The following is a 17810-nucleotide window of genomic DNA, read 5'->3' on the forward strand; positions in this document are numbered from 1 at the left end:
ATGATTAAAGAATTAGCGCAAAACGCAGCAAAAGCTGCAAAAGTACTCGCAGTATTAGATGAAAAAACCAAAAACCAAGTTTTACAAGACATGGCAGATGCACTGCGAACCAACGCAGAAGTCATTTATGCAGCCAACAAGATGGACCTTGCTCAAGCCGAAAAAGACGGTTTAGGCGCAGCCATGATCGACCGGCTAACATTAAATGAAGAACGTGTTGAGAGCATGGCCGCCGGTATTGAAACCATAGTGTCTTTGCCGGATCCCGCAGGACTTGAGCGTGTTGTGGGTGAGCGCCCCAATGGATTGAAGATCAGTAAAATGCGCATCCCATTAGGTGTGGTGTGTATGATTTATGAAGCGCGTCCGAATGTAACCGCAGATGCAGGTGCCCTGTGTTTCAAATCTGGTAACGGCGTTATTTTACGTGGTGGTAAAGAAGCCTTAGGAAGCAGTAAAGCGATTGCCGCTGTGTTACAAGACGTCTTACAAAAGCATAATCTACCCGTTGAATTGATCACAGTAGTACCTGATCCGGATCGAGAATTGATGATGGAGCTGATGCAACAAGACGAGTATATCGACGTGATTATCCCACGCGGTGGTGAGGGATTAATTCGTCACGTCACTGATAACAGTAAAATACCTGTTATTCAGCACTTCAAAGGTGTGTGTCATCTTTACATAGACAAAGACGCAGATTTACAGACTGCTATAGATTTGTTGGTGAACGGTAAGACCCATCGTACTGGCGTGTGTAATGCGCTAGAAGGTTTGATTGTACATAAAGATATTGCGGACTCATTCTTACCCCTTGCAGCCGCAGCATTACAAAGCAAACAAGTTAAGATCAATGCCAGTGCCAAGGCTGCTGGGTATTTTGAAAATCCAAAGGTCATTGCAGACGATGCGTTCGGTGAAGAATACTTAGATCTTGAAATTGCAGTGGGTATTGTTGATGACCTTGACGCTGCCTTTGAACATATATCGCGCTTTGGTAGCCATCACACAGAAGTTATCTGTACTAAGAATGAGTTAACCGCCAAGCGTTTTCAGCGCACAGTCGATGCGTCTGTGGTCATGGTCAATGCGTCATCGCGTTTTTCAGATGGTAGTGAATTAGGTTTAGGTGCTGAAATTGGTATCGCGACGACTAAATTACATGCCTACGGCCCCATGGGTCTTGAATCTCTAACCGCTGAAAAGTACCTAGTCAGTGGTACGGGACAAGTGCGGGCATAGCTCCTTCTAATTCCATAGCTAACCCGGCCGGGGTTGGCTAGCTTCCTGCATCATCGAGGCTATCTATAGTCATTACAACCGGTGAGCATGCTTAGCAAATCAGAGATTTTTAAACTAAACGGGGCGAGTGCGCAGCATTCGCCCCGTTTGTTATTTTCCTTATCGCTTCTTGTTCAGCCTACGTCCGTTGTCAGCTTAAGAGCATTTATTGATGAATCAACTTAAAGACCGAGATCGCGAGCTTGCCCCGCTCGAGCGAAAGTTCAATCATTTCATATTCTCATTCGAGCAATTTTTTAAGAGCCAAGCTACCGCGAGTATAACCCTGCTGCTTGCGGCTATGGCCGCTATGTTCATTGCCAACTCTCAGTGGCATGAAATCTATCAAGATATTAGTCACATGGCATTTAGTATTTCACTTGGTGATTTCGCGATTAGTTATTCGTTACATACTTGGGTAAACGACGGCCTGATGGTGTTGTTCTTTTTCCTACTTGGATTGGAAATTAAATACGAATGTTTAGTGGGTGACCTAAAAGATTTTCGTGACTCAAGTTTGGTCATCGCTATGGCGGTAGGGGGGATGCTCCTTCCTGCGTGTATTTATGCTGCTATTGCCATGACTGGCACCGATGTGGCCATGCGAGGTTGGGGTATTCCTATGGCCACAGATACCGCTTTTGCACTGGGTATTTTGGCGTTGCTGGGCAGCAAGGCACCGCGTTCAGCTGCGGTTACCTTGTCAGCATTAGCGATAGTCGATGACATGGGCGCTGTGGCAGTGATTGGCTTGTTTTACACTGAAAATATTCACTTGGTTTCGCTAGGTTACGCAGGCTTAACTCTGCTTGGTTTAATACTGATGAATCTCTTGGGCTTTCGTCGCCCTATCTTTTACATGCTAGGAGGGATCCTCCTGTGGTGGTTTGTGTTGCAATCAGGTGTTCACGCTACTGCGGCAGGGATATTAGCCGCACTAGCTGTACCAACTAAACCCTACGCACAAAGCTCTTGGTTTTCACGCAATATGCGCAGTGTATTGAATCGTTTCGAGAAAAACGACCGTGAGGATAAGTCAATTTTGGAGCAGCAAGAGCAGCATGAATTAGTCGAACAAGCCCAAGATATTGCTGCCATGACGACCACGCCTATTCAACGTTGGGGGCATGTATTGAATCGCCCCGTCAGCTTGATAATTTTACCTATTTTTGCCTTTATTAACGCGGGTGTTGCTTTACCGAACGAACTGGACAAAATCTTTGAGTCAGTGGTGTTTGTAGCGGTTGGCAGTGGCTTGGTGTTAGGTAAGGTCATCGGCATTAGTTTATTCGCATGGCTTGCCGTGAAGTGTAATTTTGCGCGCTTACCCAAGGGCTTAAATTTTCATCACATAATCGCGTTAGCAAGCTTAGCCGGAGTGGGCTTTACTATGTCGCTGTTTATTGCCTCTTTGGGGTTTGCTGATTATCCGCAACTATTGGCTCAGTCGAAATTGGGCATATTAGCTGGCTCGGTAATCGCGGCTATTATTGGTACGGTCCTGTTTTTGATTGTCAAAAAAGAAGAGGAAGAGCCAAAAGAGCAGCTTCACAATAAAGCGGGGTTACCTCAAACGGAGCCTGAGTAATATCATTCCGCTTTCAAAAGTGAGGTGCACCTCTCAATGGGGATTGGCAAAATTGATCTGTATAGGTTTTACTGATGTTTACTAACCTGTGGTTAAACGAGACTAACTGTGAGTAGAAAGTGGCAATTTAGCGTTTTTATGCGCTTAGTGGTTATATCCACCATGACGAAATTGGCTGATATTCTAATATCAGCGAAAACCACCTTGCCTTGGATAATGACGAGTATTGGGGCTCCCAGTTGGATGATTTCACTGTTGGTGCCTATTCGAGAGTCTGGGTCGCTTATCCCCCAGTTACCGTTAAAGCGACGCATTCAGCATTTTGTTCGCCGCGAACGCGTCTGGCGTCTAGGAGTGTTAGTGCAAGCATTAGCTATCCTAGCTATGGTGCCAGCTGTCGCGTTGTTGGGCTCCTTTGGGGCGGGCCTATCCATACTTATTTTATTATTGATACTTAGCTTAGGCCGTGCCATTTGCTCACTCACCATGAAAGACATGGAAGGGGTATTAATTGAAAAAGGCCGCCGGGGTAAACTCGTCGGTATCGCCAGTGGGTTGTCCGGTTTACTGTCTCTAATTAGCGCAGGTGCACTTATTCTCGGCAAGTCGCAATTCGAACAGGCGTGGTTACTGATTATTATAGCCAGTGCGAGCGTACTTTTTATGGTAACCCTGCCCCTATCACTTGCCTTAAGAGCCCGCGTAACACCTGATGATAAACACACAAGTCAGTCGTTCTTGCGTACATTACGAAGTGATAAGGCATTGATGCACCTAATTATTAGCCGTTGCCTGTTATTGCACAGCGCCCTCATTGCCCCCTTTTTTGTCAGTATCACTACAGAGCAAGATGGTAGCTTTCACTTACCCTATTTTATTGCCGCAAGTGCCCTCGCGGCCTTTTTATCGTCTTATGTGTGGGGTTCCTGGTCTGATAAGAGTGCGGTGCTGACCATTCGTATTGCCAGTGTCATCTGTGTGGTTGCCAGCGGCGCGTTTTATTGCGTTTTTGATGCTGGCTCATTGTGGTTAAATGTGGGGTTATTCTTTTTACTTTCAGTGGGTTACTCAGGTATTCGTACCGCTCGTAAAACCTACCTTCTCGACATCGCCAGCGGCGATACGCGCACCGAATATGTCGCCACCGCAAATACCATAGTTGGCTATGTGCTGCTGATATTCGGTGCTGTGTATGCTGTTATTTACCCTATAATCGATCAGCACATTATCGCTCTGATGAGTCTGTTTTTATTACTCGGCTTAGGGCAAAGCTATTGGCTTAAAAAAGAGAAGTAACCCCTTCGCCACTTCATTTATTATTTACAAAATATTTTGCCCTTGCTCAGGATCGCGTGCTTGCTTGGCTTGTTGACGAATATCGTGGGTGTCACTACTCAAATCATCAACGTGTTCACTGGCTTGCATATCGTGTTCAATTGCTGGCGATAGCGGTTTATTCTCGGCGTTTTCGTTTAGCTGCGCGGCTTTGTGCTCATCAGGTTCAGCCATTTGATGAACCGGTACGCCCTGAGGAAAGATAATTTCACGTGCATCATCTGGCATGCTGATGTTGTTTTTCTCGAACTCGCGCATGATTAGGCGCATCAACATTGACGACACCTTGAGTAAACTGTATTGCTGGGCATCAATCCAAAAGTAAACTTGTAAATTTACCGTGGACGAACCGAGCGTATCGACTAGCACCTGGGGTTCTGGGTCTTGTAAAATTGTGGACTGAGCTGCTAATACCTTAGTGGCTAGTTGCTGGGCTTCTAAAATACTCGAGTCATAACCGATGCCAATAATAAACTTGCCGCGCATCTTAGGGTTGGCAGTCAGGTTGCGTATGATGTTTTTATAAATCGTGGCGTTTGGAATTTGGATATGGTTACCGTCGAAGTCAACTAATGTGGTCGCTCTTGCTGTCACCTGCTTCACGATGCCAAGTTGGCCCTGTACCTCAATAACATCATCTATTTTGAAAGGTTTCTGAACGCTTAGTAGCAAGCTGGAAATAAAATTCTCTGCAATATCACGAAACGCAAAACCCAATATTAAGCCCATCACCCCAGTTCCACTGACAATAGCAATGGCAAACTCGCTTAAACCGGCGAAGCGCAGAAACACATATAACCCGAGCAAGATAATCAACAAACTTATGGTGCGCCGTGTCACGAGTTTGATTAATTGGCTTTGACTTAGGTAGCCGATTGGCCTAACGAGCAAACTCGAAACGGGCTTGGCTAATAGATAACAGAGCACGAGAAACACCAGTCCTAGCAACAACATTGGCAGGGCTAACACGAATTGCTGCCACAGGTTAATGACATCGGCCCACATATCTAATGTTTGGGTTGATATTGCGTTATGGGATGAGGCGGCTTGGTCTTGAGCAGAAGCGATAGGCATAAAAATGGCATACCAGATAATAGCGAACAACAAAGAAGCCGATATTTGACTAGCACGAGTATGAGTTTGCATTTATTTAGCACCTCAGTTAATTGGCAACAACAATATGACGGTTGACAGGGTATTGCGTTAAGCAAGTAATCGAGCAAACGCAAGATAGGTGCCACGTAAGCTCTCATGTAACAACAAACGAATAAGGACTTCCCCGTGACAGCAAACAGAGGGCAAAGCGCTACTTCTCCCCAAGACATCCCATTGATTGGATGGTGGGATATTTTACGCCGTACCGTGAAAAAAATGCTCGATGACAACCTGTCATTGATTGCCGCAGGGGTCGGTTTTTATTTTTTACTGGCTATTTTTCCTATGCTGGCAGCATTTATTTCTGTGTATGGCTTAGTGGTATCGCCAGATGAATTACAACAACATTTAAATAGCTTGATTGGCGTGGTACCGGCTCAGGGCAGAGAGATCATCCAACAGCAAATAAGCAATATCATTAACAAATCTCAAGCCGAGTTAAGTGCAAGCGTCGTATTCAGTACGCTATTTGCTGTATGGAGTGCCAGTAAAGGGGCTCAAGCTATGGTGACGGCGAGTAATATTACTTACGATCAGCGTGAAAAACGTGGTTTGATTATGATGATTGTCATGCGCGTTGTTTTGACCTTCAGTGCAGTTTTCGTACTGGCCGGAGCGTTGTTAGCCATTGCCTTGTTACCCATTCTACTTAATTATATTGGCCTCATGGAGCACAGCAGTTTCCTAGTAAAGCTCATCACCTGGCCATTTCTGGCGATTGTTTTCAATTTAGCTTTAGCTTCCTTCTACCGCTATGGCCCGCATCGTTCATCGGCCAAATGGCGTTGGGTAACGCCAGGCTCGATACTGGCGAGTGTAACTTGGGTCATGTTCTCTGTAGGGTTTTCCTATTACCTAGGTCAATTTGGGCAGTACGATAAAACGTACGGCTCACTTGGTAGTGTGGTGGTTCTATTAATGTGGTTTTACTTAACGGCTTTTATCATCTTGCTAGGCGCCGAGTTTAATGCCGCTATGGAGCACCAAACACAAGAAGACAGCACCCATGGACACGCAAAAAAAGCAGGTAACCGAGGGGCTGTTGTGGCAGATACAAGACCAGAAGATTTGGAGAGTAAATAAACTAAATTTGAGGTGGTTTGACAAGCCGGAACAGTATTTGCGTAATGAGTTAAGACAATTGCTTTTACATAGCGAAATTTTTCGTTATTTGGCAAATTGGGATTTACAAACCATATAGATAAAACAGGAGTGTTATTATGGATTTACTAAGAATATTGATCGCAATTTTACTTCCTCCTTTGGGTGTTTTCCTGCAGGTAGGGCTAGCTGGAGCCTTCTGGCTAAATATCCTGTTAACCTTATTGGGATATATTCCAGGCATTATTCACGCGGTTTGGATCATCGCTAAACGATAGAACATTTTGCACTCGCAGTGCTGAGCACTCTTGCTGAAGTGGTAGAAAGGCGCTCAATGTGATGCAAGTTTTACCTCAATGCATTGTTGTTCAATCGCCATAACGGTCATCAGCAATTACCCGCCTCATTAGCGGGTAATTGCTCATTTTCTCAGGAGCTAACGATGGGGTCTGGTACACGTAAAACCGTGATCACTGCCATATGCTTGGTAGCGGTTATTGTTGTGTTGCGTTTGTTGGCGCCATACGCGGTGGAGAAAGGTGTGAATTATGCGATTGCCAGCACACCCGGTTTGAGTGGTCACGTAGGTGATGTTGATATCGCTTTGTATCGTGGTGCGTATCAAGTCCAAGACATTGAATTAAACCTTGTCGATGGGGGCTTGCAAAAACCGTTGATTAAAATTCAGCAATTAGACATATCGGTTTTATGGTCGGCTTTATTGCGGGGGAGCATAGTGTCCGAAATGACCTTTTTAAAGCCGCAGTTTTATTATGCTGATACCGCAGGTGAAGAAGAGAAAGTGAATGAAGACGTACAAGATGAACAGACTTGGATTACCTTAGCTAACAAGCTTGTGCCATTTTCCATCGACCGGATAGATATTATCGATGGAAAGTTGACATTCGAAACGATCAGTAACGAACTTAAAACCCACAGCGAAATTCAAGACATACATGGGCAAGTTACCAATCTGACCAACAGCAAAGCGCGCTCTGGGTCACTGGTCACTAACATGCGGATGACTGCTGAAATAGAGGGTGTTTGCCCATTATCACTTTCTGGTTCTTATGATCCTTATGCACAAAAACCGACGTTTAACTTGGATGTTGAAATGCAGCGTCTACCCATGATGCACATAGACCACTTAATTAGTTTCTATTCACCATTTGATGTAGAAGCCGGACAACTTGATTTCGCTATGGAGTTTGCTTCAAAGCAAGGAGTCGTTAGTGGTTATGTGAAAGCTGGGGTCTACGGCTTGTCTGTATTTGATTGGCAAGAAGACGTGGTGCAAGACGGGGATAATCCATTTCAATGGTTATTTGAGGCTATGACCGGTGGCATAGCTGAGTTATTCGAAGGTGGTAACAAAGACCTCGTCGCTACGCGTATACCCTTAGAGGGCAATATTGATGATATTGAAACACCATTATGGCCTGCAATAGGGGCGATTATTAGAAATGCGTTCATTAAATCTCTTGATATTAAAATTGATGAAACCGTCTCATTGCCTCTATCAACAGAGCACAGTAATCGCCAGCAACTGTTTGCTGTACAGCATAAATAAACACTAAACCCCTTGGGTTAATATTTGATGAGTACCACTGTCACCTCTGACTACAAGCGAGGGCGAAGATGTTTACCACCTTTATCATAGTAACCTGTTTCTTATTACTACTGACCTTTGTTCCGCTTCTGCCGAGCGATCACTGGGTTGTTAGAGTGTGGGAGTTTCCACGCTTGCAAATCGCCGTGTTGATAGCCGTCAACCTAGTGGCGATAGGAGGATTTTATCATGCGAATCTGTCTTATATGGCAGGGCTGATACTGGTTAATTTGCTCGCGCTAGGTTATCAAATTTACTGGATATTACCCTATACAACTATGGTTAAGCCAAGTGTAGAGGTGATGGAACAGCCTGATCCTAAACGTAGTATTAAAATTATTAACGCCAATGTACTGATGACTAACCGTGACGCTCCCAAACTAATCAAGCTAGTGAAACAAGAGCAACCGCATATATTGGTTACACTAGAAAGTAACCAGTGGTGGCAAGACGCATTAGGGCCGCTACACGGGACTTACCCGTACCGGGTTAACATACCGTTAGAGAATCTTTACGGCATGCATATTTTCAGTCGCTTGCCCTTGAGTGAGATTACCACTGCAGAACGCGTAGAAAAGGGCGTGCCTTCTGTGCATTGCATAGCAACGTTGGAAAGTGGTGAACAGATTAGATGTCACTTTGTACACCCTGCGCCTCCAAGTCCAACGGAAAATGAGGAAGCCACAGAGCGCGATATTGAACTTCTTGGGTTGGCCAAAGAGATAGCTCAAAACGACAGCGAAAGTACACTGCCGGTTCTTGTTAGTGGGGATCTAAATGACGTGGCATGGTCTCCTACCACGCAAGCATTTTTACGGATAAGCGGGTTATGTGACCCACGCATTGGGCGCGGAGCGTTTAATACCTTTCATGCGCAACATGTGTTCGCTCGGTGGCCGCTTGATCATGTGTTTCATAGTGATGATTTTGCCTTGGTTAGCTTGTCACGTTTACCTGAAATTGGCTCCGATCACTTTCCACTATTAACCGAGCTTTGTCTTAAATAGCGCAGGGTTGGCGCAAACATAGCAATAGGGCTCAAATTGCAATGTTGTCTGTGCTTCGCGGCGTAAAACTTGGGAAACTTGTTCCTTTTCTAATTGTAATTATTTCAACTTTTCGTTACATCTTGATCTTACGGCATTTGTTCTAATCAAATATAACTCTTTAAATTCAATGGTTTGCAGTATTTTGTTAGGGTGGCATGAATAGCGCATTAAGTTACTCGACATCCAGATTTGAAGAAATTTTCAAATACAACTTGAAGCACAACTTCAAACGGAGTTGTAAAAAGAAATTTGAATATTTAAGGAGATTATTATGTTGGGTTGGGCATTAACGTTTTTAATTATCGCAATCTTAGCTGGCGTAATGGGTTTCGGCGGAATCGCAGGAACAGCAGCAGGAATTGCAAAAATCATATTCTTTATATTTTTGGTTCTATTGGTATTGTCGCTCGTAGCAAATGCTATTCGCGGTAAAGGCCCTAAAGTCTAGAAATTTAACACACAATTTATTTATAAAAACAGGACGGAGATTCATTATGAACTTACTTAAAAAATTTACTCTTTTAGCGATGGTTTTCAGCTCACTAACATTAGTAACTGCTTGTAACGATAATAACGCGGAAGAAGCAGGTGAAAAAGTTGACGAAATGGTAACTGACACCGGTAACGCAATCGAAGACGCATGTGAAGATGTTAAAGACGGTGCAGGCGCTGAAGACAAAGATTGTTAATATGCCCTAAAGGCTCATACTGAGCTTTAGTGTTAAAGGGGGTGCTTGCACCCCTTTTTTAATGTTTATAAATCAACCTCACAGGGTAGTGGGTATGAGTTATGTAAAGGCCAGCACGGCACAATTTACATGAGGTGAGGTTAAACGAACAACAGTGGCAAAAGTTGCCCAGGAGAATTCAACATGTTAATGCAAATTACTATGATCGTTTTAATCGTCTCTGTTGGTGTTATTGTCGGCCTAACCGGCATGAGTGGTGGAGGCTTCTTAACCACATTTTTGGCCGCCTTTGGGCTTTTCGTAATTATTGTACTCGGTGCTGCCATGGTGCTTGTTAAAAAGAGAAACGCCAACAAAGACTCATAAATACCTTGTCTAGCTGGCTTACAAGGCAAACCGCTTATATTTATCAGTAACTCAAGTCTTGTCAGTAAGGGAATGAGATGAATACACGGATTATCACACTATGGGAAACCATACGAACCAGTTTTTGGTTTGTGCCTTCGATTATGGCCTTACTCGCCATCGTGACATCTCAATTGGGTTTAGCATTTGACCGATTTGGCGCTGACAGTGAACTTAGCGTATTGGCCGGCTTCTATGAAACGTCTCCTGAGTCAGCCAGAGCGCTTCTTACTACCATAGCCACCGCCATGATTACCGTTACCAGCATCGCTTTCTCCATCACTGTGGTGGCGCTCAGTCTTGCTTCGTCACAGTTTGGGCCGAGATTGATTCGCAATTTCATGATGGATACAGGCACGCAATGTGTACTGGGCTTTTTCTTATCCACTTTTATTTATTGTTTGCTCATCACTCAAGCAACCAAATCATTTGAGCAACAGAGCTTTGTTCCTGGTTTCAGTATTCTAACCTCGGTGTTGTTAGCCATACTGGGCGTTGGTGTTTTAATTTATTTTATTCACCATGTGGCTAGGGCGATCCAAGCGGATAATGTCATCGACAATGTGTATTGCGAACTTAACGAAATTATCGAACGTTTATTTCCTAAAGATGGTGAGAAACATACGGCACAAAACGCTGCTGGTGTTGAGATAGACACGCCTAATTTCAGCCAAGTTTATCCTAATCAACAAGAGATTCATTCACTCAGCAGTGGCTATGTACAAACACTAGACTTAGCACAACTGCAATCACTAGCGAAAGAGACCCACATAGCCATACACATGTATGTGATGCCGGGCGATTTTGTGGTGAAAGGTGCTGTGCTAGGTGTGGCGTACTTCCATCAGCCAGCGCTTGGATGTGCAACCCATAAAATCACTGACTTGGTGCGCCTAGGGGCGCATCGTACTCCTGTACAAGATGCGGAGTTTGCGATTCGTCAACTCGTGGAAATAGCCGTGCGAGCACTGTCACCAGGGATCAACGACCCATATACTGCGGTCACTGTGGTGGATAAATTAAGTGCGGTGTTATGTGATTTAACGGCTAAAACGTTTCCACCTGTGACCTATGAAGATGAAGAAGGGGTAATACGCTTACAGTGCAAACCTGTAGAGTATTCCGGATTAGGAGAAGCTGCTTTTAATCAAATTCGTCAGTACTCCAAAGATAGCTTGGCAGTGACAATACGCTTACTAGAGGGATTGAGCAGTATTTTGTCTTTTAGCCAAGCTGCTGAACATCGTCAGTTTGTGCGTCAGCAAGCGCAAATGATCGAGCAAATTCAGAGTGAATCCTTATTAGGGCAACAAGACTGGCAAGACATTAAAAAACGCCTAGACGACATTAAGCGCCATTTAGAAAACGAGTAACTTTTAGCCATTATTTTAAAGTGCTGAGCGTTTAGTTTTTGTGAAGGTGCGGGGCAGTAATGACTTCACTCGGGCGTGCAAATATTTCACTTATTTCCCTCCGTATGATCAGTTATTTAAAAAAGGTAATGTAATTCAGTGTGTTAGTAAGTGGCATGGTATTCGAATGCAGTTACGCTACTTAGTTAACGCGCAAAGCCAGTTTTGGCTTTCGCCATCAGAAGAAGGACAGTTTCATGCACACTTTTTCATTACCCACCCCCGGTTTTGGCACCTACCGTTTAAAAGGCGACGAAGCAAAAATGGCGGTAGAGAACGCCCTTGATGTTGGTTATCGTCATATCGACACTGCGCAGATATATGAGAATGAAGCTGAGGTAGGAGATGCGATATCGGCCTCAACACTGCCAAGAAATGAGCTTTTCGTGACAACCAAGGTTTGGTACGAAAACCTCAGCGCAGATAAGTTTATTACCAGTGTGCAAAATAGCCTAACTCAGCTCAATACAGACTACGTCGACTTGCTCCTCATTCATTGGCCGTCACCTGAGGACAAGGTACCTATGAGCGAATATTTGCAAGAGCTCAAGGCGTGTAAAGAGCGAGGTTTAACAGAGCATATTGGCGTATCTAACTTTACTCAAAGTCAACTTGATGAAGCCCTAGCCATACTTGGCAAAGATCATATTTTAACTAATCAAATAGAAGTACACCCTAATTTTCAGAACAAAGAATTAGTGGCCTACTGTCAACGAAATAACATTCAAGTGACAGCTTATATGCCTTTGGGTGTGGGTAAGGTGATGGAAAACGATGTGTTAAATGCGATTGCTAAAGAGCATGATACCACCCCTTCTGCCGTCGCACTGGCTTGGCTGAGTCATAAAAAGATTGTGGCGATCCCTTCATCGACTAACGTCGAGCACATGCGAGACAACCTCACGGCAAAACAGATGATGTTAACCGCAGAAGAGATAGAGAAAATAGATGCGATTGAACCTCAAGAACGCATTGTTGATCCTGATTTTGCGCCAGATTGGTAACCATGCATAAAAGCCTAGTCGTTTAACTAGCATTGGGTTACAGCAAAGTACACAGTACTTAAAACGCTCCTAGCACTTCGTGTTAGGGGCGTTTTTTATGGCCTATAAACCAAGTTAAAGGAACGTACAAGGCGAACTGCATAGCGAGTTTTGTTTTGGGTTCTCACTATTTGAAAAGGGAACAACCATTACTCCAAAGCGACGCTTTGATCAGAAACCACTGGACGCATGCTAAGGGGGAACTTGTTAATACGGATTGGTATCAGATCAGTACTAAGCAAATAATTTGTTAAAGAACTATTTACAAGACCTTGGTAATAAATTTCATGTGCGGAGCTACTGTGAAAGTACAAAATGTCGAATAACTTTATTTAATTCATGTGGTTACGGCTTTGGCATTGAAATGGCATTAATTATTGTGAATCTTAATAAGGAGATATTTATGAAAAATTCAATCATTTCAGTATTAGTAGCCGCTTCACTTGGAACCGCATCTTTAGCTGCGAATGCAGAGAATACTTGGAAGGACTCAGCCAGCGACGCCTGGATTGACGGCAAAGCCGAAACCACATTGATGCTAAATGGCAATCTTGATTCATTTGACATCAATACAGATGTGAAGAACGGCAAAGTGACCCTAACCGGTAAAGTTGACCGTGAAGTAGACAAGGCACTAGCCACCGAGTTAGTCATGTCCCTTGATGGTGTGACTGATGTAGATAACCAATTGACCGTTATTGAAGAAATGGATGACGAGCAAGACGGTGAAGTGATGCAGACCCTTAACGACGCAAAGATTGAAACTGTGGTGAAAACCCGTTTGATGTTTGAATCAGAAGTCAGCGGAATGGACATTGACGTAGAATCTAAAATGGGTGAAGTGACCCTTTCAGGTACCGTGGATAACGATGCTGAGCGTCAGTTAGCGATTAAAATCGCCGAAAATACCAATGACGTGAAAACCGTGGTTGATATGCTTAAAACCACTGAACAAGGTGGCAACGCTTAATATTGCGTTATGCTAGTACATTGAAAACACCCGCTATACGCGGGTGTTTTTTTGTTTGCCCAGCGAAGCTGGCAAACCCGTCAGGTTGGAAGAAGCCTGAATCACCCTGACTGAGGGGAAGATAATCTGAATGTTAAGTTAAGGACGTTGTTGGCCAATGGCAGGGTCCGAAGGAAGCCATAGGAAGTACAAAATATAAAAAGTATAAGGACATCCATGTTAAAAATGGTTAATTTTCATCCCTCAACTACACTTTTTGTGTGTTCCAATTTATTGAGTCGACTGTTATGCCCCAGTCACGAAAAAGCCAAATCAGTTTAATCGATACGCCTTATTATCACTGTGTGTCCCGTTGTGTTCGTCAGTCTTATCTGTGTGGCACAAACCAACTTACTGGGCAAAGCTACGAGCATCGTCGTGGCTGGGTGGAAGAGCGTTTACTGTTTTTATCGACCGTGTTCGCGATTGATATTTGTGCTTATGCAGTCATGAGTAATCATACTCATGTGGTGCTTTGTGTGGATAAGGAGTTGGCTGATAGTTGGAATACCGAATCGGTACTAAAGCGTTATCACATACTTCATAAAGGCACGTTACTCACTCAAAAATTTATAAACGGCGATACCTTAACTCAAGGGGAGCTCATCACCCTTGATGACACTGTTGAAATCTACAGAAAGCGTTTATATGACATCAGTTGGTTTATGCGTGACTTAAATGAATATATTGCCCGTGAAGCGAATAAAGAAGATGACTGTACGGGTCGTTTTTGGGAAGGACGATTTAAATCACAAGCCCTACTAGATGAAAGCGCCGTGCTAGCTTGTATGGCCTATGTGGATTTAAATCCCATTAGAGCGAAAATAGCCAAAACACCTGAAACAGCAACACACACCAGTATTAAAAAACGTATTCACTCTGCTAAATATCATCAAGCTCAACCGAGTACGCTAATGCCCTTTGCGGGAAACCTGAAAGAAAACATGCCAAAAGGTATTGCGTATTCACTCAAAGACTATTGTGAGCTTATTGATACCACAGGTCGTTGTATTCGTGATGATAAGGCAGGTTATATAGATAACACTCAAAGCCCTATTCTAGAAAGACTAGGACTAGATAGCGCTCAGTGGTTAGCCTTAACCACTGAGTTTGAAAAACACTTCTGCTACGCCGCTGGGGGCGAGCAAATGATGAATGCCTTTAAGCGACATACCCACCATCAACGAATTCGAGGGATGGGCAAAGCAAAAGCGCTGCTAAAGCGCGCTTAAGTTAGAGCTAGGCTGAGCTACTACATCTCAGCTACTACATCTCAGCTACTACATCTCAGCGAGTACCCCTTATGCACCTCTCGTGAGGTGGACGCTTGTCTGTATTTTTATCTCTTCACATAAATTTCTCTCTAAACCCTTACGATTCCATCAAAAGTCTTCAGTTGCTCATCTCAAAAGTGCAGTTATTTAGTATTAAGAGAATTTCTTACCAATGAATAACATGGCTGTCTACATAAATTTTTAAACGTTTTTCAATATTCGGCTTAAAAGCACGTTTATGCTTTTAAGCGGGGTTTTAATAGTCAAAACATATTATGAATAAGCTGAAGGTTTTATATTGGGTGTCTTTATAATTTGCTCTTCGAAAGACCGAGCTCGCTAAAAAAATCAATAAACTGGACTGAGTAGGCTTAACGCTCACTCTAGCCCTACTTTCTCTTCTCTTTCCTCTTAGTCGTGCTACCAACCTGTAACTGCAAAACCCTGTGCGGTCTAGCAAATCAGCCAGTCATTGCTATTTGGTGTTTTGAACGCGCGCTATTTGTTCATCAACGAACGGCAGATGCTCGGTTTTTATCCAAACCCTTGCACCAGTTTTACCGGCTTTAGCTTTGAATTGACTGCCTACGGGCAGGCGCAGCCAGCTGTGCTTTTCTAGGGTGTCGTGGCCTTCACTAATTTCACCCGTTAGCACTAAAGCTTCAAGGCCTTTGATGGCGTCAAGCTCAAGCATACTATTGGGCGCTAATTCATACACGCTGACGACTTCATATTCATCATGATAGAGTACTTTGCTTATTGCGCCTGTCGCGGGAGGGGTAAATTCAGAAGATGCTGCAGCGTCATCTGCTCGAGCAGGTACGTTCACATGTAATCTGTCATCAAGATTGAATTGCCACAACTTGACGAAAATTACGCAGCCTTCATCAGAGCCAGGTTTATGTGACGATTGAGGCGGGTTGCGAATATAGGAGCCTGCAGGAAAGTCACCATGCTGATCTTGAAACACGCCCTCAAGCACAATGAATTCTTCGCCGCCGGTATGCACATGAGGCGAAAATTCACTGCCTGGTGCATAGCGCACTATGGTGGTTGCCCGAGCGACTTCATCGCCCATGCGATCCAGCGGCCTACGATCAACCCCTGGCATAGGTGAAGCTACCCAAGGCTGCTGTTGACTGTGAACAACGACACGCTGGCTGAAATCAGCATTAATATTCATATATAGGCTCCTATTGGTGCATCAATCATAGAGTTGCTGGCGTATTAAGCCGCAATACTGGGGCGCTTAGCAACTCGGTCGTGCCATGCTTGTAAGTGCGTTAAGTTAGCAGGAATACCGACACTACAAAAACCGCCGAATACCAAGCCACACCACAGGGTAATGTCAGCCATAGTAAATGATTCACCCGCTACGTAGCTTTGTTCGGCTAATACACTGTCAAAATATACTAAACCTGCTAATGCACGTGCATGCTGTTTTTGACCCCAATCACTATTTTGATAGGTTTCTAACTCAGGGCCTAAACCGTCGGTCGCATGATGAAAGTAAGTGGCGATAGCGTCAAGCACTTGGGTTTCGGCGCGGCGCTGCATCATGCTGATGACTGCACGCTCTTTGGCGGTTTCACCTGTCAATGAAGGGCCAGCAAAATGATGATCAATGTATTCGGTGATCGCTGGGGATTCAGAGATATAAGTGCCGTCGTCCAGTTCGAGTACGGGTACACCGGCAAAGGGGTTTTTATGTAGAAAGGCTGCACTTCTGTGTTCGCCGTTCATTAAGTCTACTGGTTTAAAAGTTACGCTATCAAGGGCGTTTTTCTCGGCTAATGCGATACGCACGCGAAGTGGGTTTGGGAAATTTTCTACGTCATAAATAATCATGGGTGTCTCTCTATCGTTTTTTTGATTCATCGTTTTTCAAAAGGGTCTTTAAACGTTCTCAGGAGTAGATTGGTCAAATATGTTAATCTACCTATCGGTAGGTAGTTATAATGTTCAACGGTTAACCTGTCAACTTTCATAAGCTGCTTATCGCGCGCTTAGTGAGTCGGCTTTATGCGGTTTTTCAGTTTTATGTATGGAATTCAGGTGCTTAATTAACTTTCTTGTTGAATAAATATTTTTAATTTTGATAACCAGATCGGTTTCGTGAAGGGGCGTCGTGACGGAGCGGGAGTGTCGGTGGCACGATCATACTCAGAGCTTTCGGTGCGAATTTTCTTAAAGCACGGTCGTTAAAGCATCGGCAACCCAGAAACCGCTAATAGACGCGCCTCACTTGTACCCATGTATCTACTGATAGATAATGTGCGAAACAGGAGCACTTATGAGCAAGAAACAACTTTTACTTAAGGCCGCTGAAGCCAAAGTAAGAACCGGTGGTTACAACAACTTTAGCTTTCGTGAATTGGCCGACGAAATCGGCATTAAAAGCTCGAGTGTGCATTATCACTTCCCAACAAAAGCGGATTTAGGCGCTGAATTGGCGCGTCAATATACAGACAACTTTTTAACCAATTTAGGGGCGCCAGAAGCGCTTATTGCTGAGGGTAAAAAGCCGATTGAAGTGTATTTGCAACAATTTCAGTGTGCCCTAACTGAAGACAAAAAAATGTGTCTTTGCGGGTTGCTAGGCGCTGAAACAGACGGTCTGCCAGAGAAAGTGAAAGCGCAAACTCAGCGTTTCTTTGAACAAAACATTGAATGGTTGACCCAAGCGTATCAACAAGTAGATGGTGCTTCTGAGCAAGCAGCTAACGCGCAAGCTATTGGGACCTTGTCTCTGCTTGAAGGCGCCATGCTGGTAAGCAAGGCCATGAACGATACCGCCATTTTTGCAACCGCCAGTGCAGGGTTGCTCGCCACACGTTAAATATGAAAGTTCACAGCATTA

18 protein-coding genes are annotated in these 17810 nt (G+C 44.1%); 15 read left to right on the forward strand and 3 right to left on the reverse strand.

Annotation, left to right across the window (positions count from 1 at the left end; translation table 11 throughout):
- From FX988_RS14375 to FX988_RS14385, 3 genes are all read left to right on the forward strand, one after another.
- On the forward strand, nt 1-1242 hold the full coding sequence (locus FX988_RS14375; RefSeq protein WP_160180836.1) for a glutamate-5-semialdehyde dehydrogenase: 1242 nt from the start codon (nt 1-3) through the stop codon (nt 1240-1242).
- A 211-nt stretch (nt 1243-1453) separates the two neighbouring features.
- The gene (nhaA, locus tag FX988_RS14380; protein ID WP_160180837.1) at nt 1454-2869 is read left to right on the forward strand and encodes a Na+/H+ antiporter NhaA; all 1416 of its coding nucleotides are present in this window, start codon (nt 1454-1456) and stop codon (nt 2867-2869) included.
- Nucleotides 2870-2977: 108 nt separating this feature from the next.
- Complete coding sequence (locus tag FX988_RS14385; RefSeq protein ID WP_160180838.1) at nt 2978-4165, forward strand: MFS transporter; 1188 nt, start codon at nt 2978-2980, stop codon at nt 4163-4165.
- A 24-nt stretch (nt 4166-4189) separates the two neighbouring features.
- On the opposite strand, the gene FX988_RS14390 is transcribed toward FX988_RS14385, so the two are convergent.
- Nucleotides 4190-5350, reverse strand: a complete 1161-nt coding sequence (locus FX988_RS14390; protein ID WP_160180839.1) for a mechanosensitive ion channel family protein — start codon at nt 5348-5350, stop codon at nt 4190-4192.
- 135 nt (nt 5351-5485) lie between these two features.
- On the opposite strand from FX988_RS14390, the gene FX988_RS14395 reads away from it, so the two are divergent.
- The 11 genes from FX988_RS14395 to FX988_RS14445 all read left to right on the forward strand — a co-directional run bounded on the left by FX988_RS14395 (nt 5486) and on the right by FX988_RS14445 (nt 14908).
- Nucleotides 5486-6442 carry a YihY/virulence factor BrkB family protein gene (locus FX988_RS14395; protein ID WP_160180840.1) on the forward strand — a complete coding sequence of 319 codons (957 nt, stop codon included), beginning with the start codon at nt 5486-5488 and terminating at the stop codon, nt 6440-6442.
- A 137-nt stretch (nt 6443-6579) separates the two neighbouring features.
- Nucleotides 6580-6738: a YqaE/Pmp3 family membrane protein gene (locus tag FX988_RS14400; RefSeq protein ID WP_008305367.1), complete on the forward strand. Its 159-nt coding sequence runs from the start codon at nt 6580-6582 to the stop codon at nt 6736-6738.
- 164 nt (nt 6739-6902) lie between these two features.
- Complete coding sequence (locus FX988_RS14405; protein WP_160180841.1) at nt 6903-8030, forward strand: DUF748 domain-containing protein; 1128 nt, start codon at nt 6903-6905, stop codon at nt 8028-8030.
- Between the two features lie 68 nt (nt 8031-8098).
- Entirely contained in the window at nt 8099-9076 is a 978-nt protein-coding gene (locus FX988_RS14410) for an endonuclease/exonuclease/phosphatase family protein (protein ID WP_160180842.1), read from the forward strand.
- A 313-nt stretch (nt 9077-9389) separates the two neighbouring features.
- Nucleotides 9390-9566, forward strand: a complete 177-nt coding sequence (locus FX988_RS14415) for a DUF1328 domain-containing protein (RefSeq protein WP_160180843.1) — start codon at nt 9390-9392, stop codon at nt 9564-9566.
- A gap of 46 nt (nt 9567-9612) precedes the next feature.
- Entirely contained in the window at nt 9613-9807 is a 195-nt protein-coding gene (locus FX988_RS14420) for a hypothetical protein (RefSeq protein ID WP_160180844.1), read from the forward strand.
- A gap of 183 nt (nt 9808-9990) precedes the next feature.
- Nucleotides 9991-10173 (forward strand): hypothetical protein, encoded by a 183-nt coding sequence (locus tag FX988_RS14425; RefSeq protein ID WP_160180845.1) that lies wholly within the window; start codon nt 9991-9993, stop codon nt 10171-10173.
- A 77-nt stretch (nt 10174-10250) separates the two neighbouring features.
- Nucleotides 10251-11585, forward strand: a complete 1335-nt coding sequence (locus FX988_RS14430; RefSeq protein ID WP_160180846.1) for a DUF2254 domain-containing protein — start codon at nt 10251-10253, stop codon at nt 11583-11585.
- Between the two features lie 236 nt (nt 11586-11821).
- Nucleotides 11822-12628 (forward strand): 2,5-didehydrogluconate reductase DkgB, encoded by an 807-nt coding sequence (gene dkgB / locus FX988_RS14435; RefSeq protein ID WP_160180847.1) that lies wholly within the window; start codon nt 11822-11824, stop codon nt 12626-12628.
- A 442-nt stretch (nt 12629-13070) separates the two neighbouring features.
- Nucleotides 13071-13637: a BON domain-containing protein gene (locus FX988_RS14440; protein ID WP_160180848.1), complete on the forward strand. Its 567-nt coding sequence runs from the start codon at nt 13071-13073 to the stop codon at nt 13635-13637.
- A 287-nt stretch (nt 13638-13924) separates the two neighbouring features.
- Nucleotides 13925-14908: a transposase gene (locus FX988_RS14445; RefSeq protein WP_160180849.1), complete on the forward strand. Its 984-nt coding sequence runs from the start codon at nt 13925-13927 to the stop codon at nt 14906-14908.
- A gap of 517 nt (nt 14909-15425) precedes the next feature.
- Here FX988_RS14445 and FX988_RS14450 read toward each other — a convergent pair.
- Both FX988_RS14450 and FX988_RS14455 read right to left on the reverse strand, forming a co-directional pair.
- Nucleotides 15426-16133 (reverse strand): cupin domain-containing protein, encoded by a 708-nt coding sequence (locus FX988_RS14450; RefSeq protein WP_160180850.1) that lies wholly within the window; start codon nt 16131-16133, stop codon nt 15426-15428.
- 44 nt (nt 16134-16177) lie between these two features.
- A complete protein-coding gene (locus tag FX988_RS14455) occupies nt 16178-16798 on the reverse strand; it encodes a glutathione S-transferase family protein (RefSeq protein ID WP_160182187.1) in 621 nt (206 codons plus the stop codon).
- Between the two features lie 445 nt (nt 16799-17243).
- On the opposite strand from FX988_RS14455, the gene FX988_RS14460 reads away from it, so the two are divergent.
- Entirely contained in the window at nt 17244-17789 is a 546-nt protein-coding gene (locus tag FX988_RS14460) for a TetR/AcrR family transcriptional regulator (RefSeq protein ID WP_160180851.1), read from the forward strand.
- Nucleotides 17790-17810 lie beyond the last annotated feature (21 nt).

Origin of the sequence: Paraglaciecola mesophila, assembly GCF_009906955.1 — a bacterium.
GTDB lineage: Bacteria > Pseudomonadota > Gammaproteobacteria > Enterobacterales > Alteromonadaceae > Paraglaciecola > Paraglaciecola mesophila_A.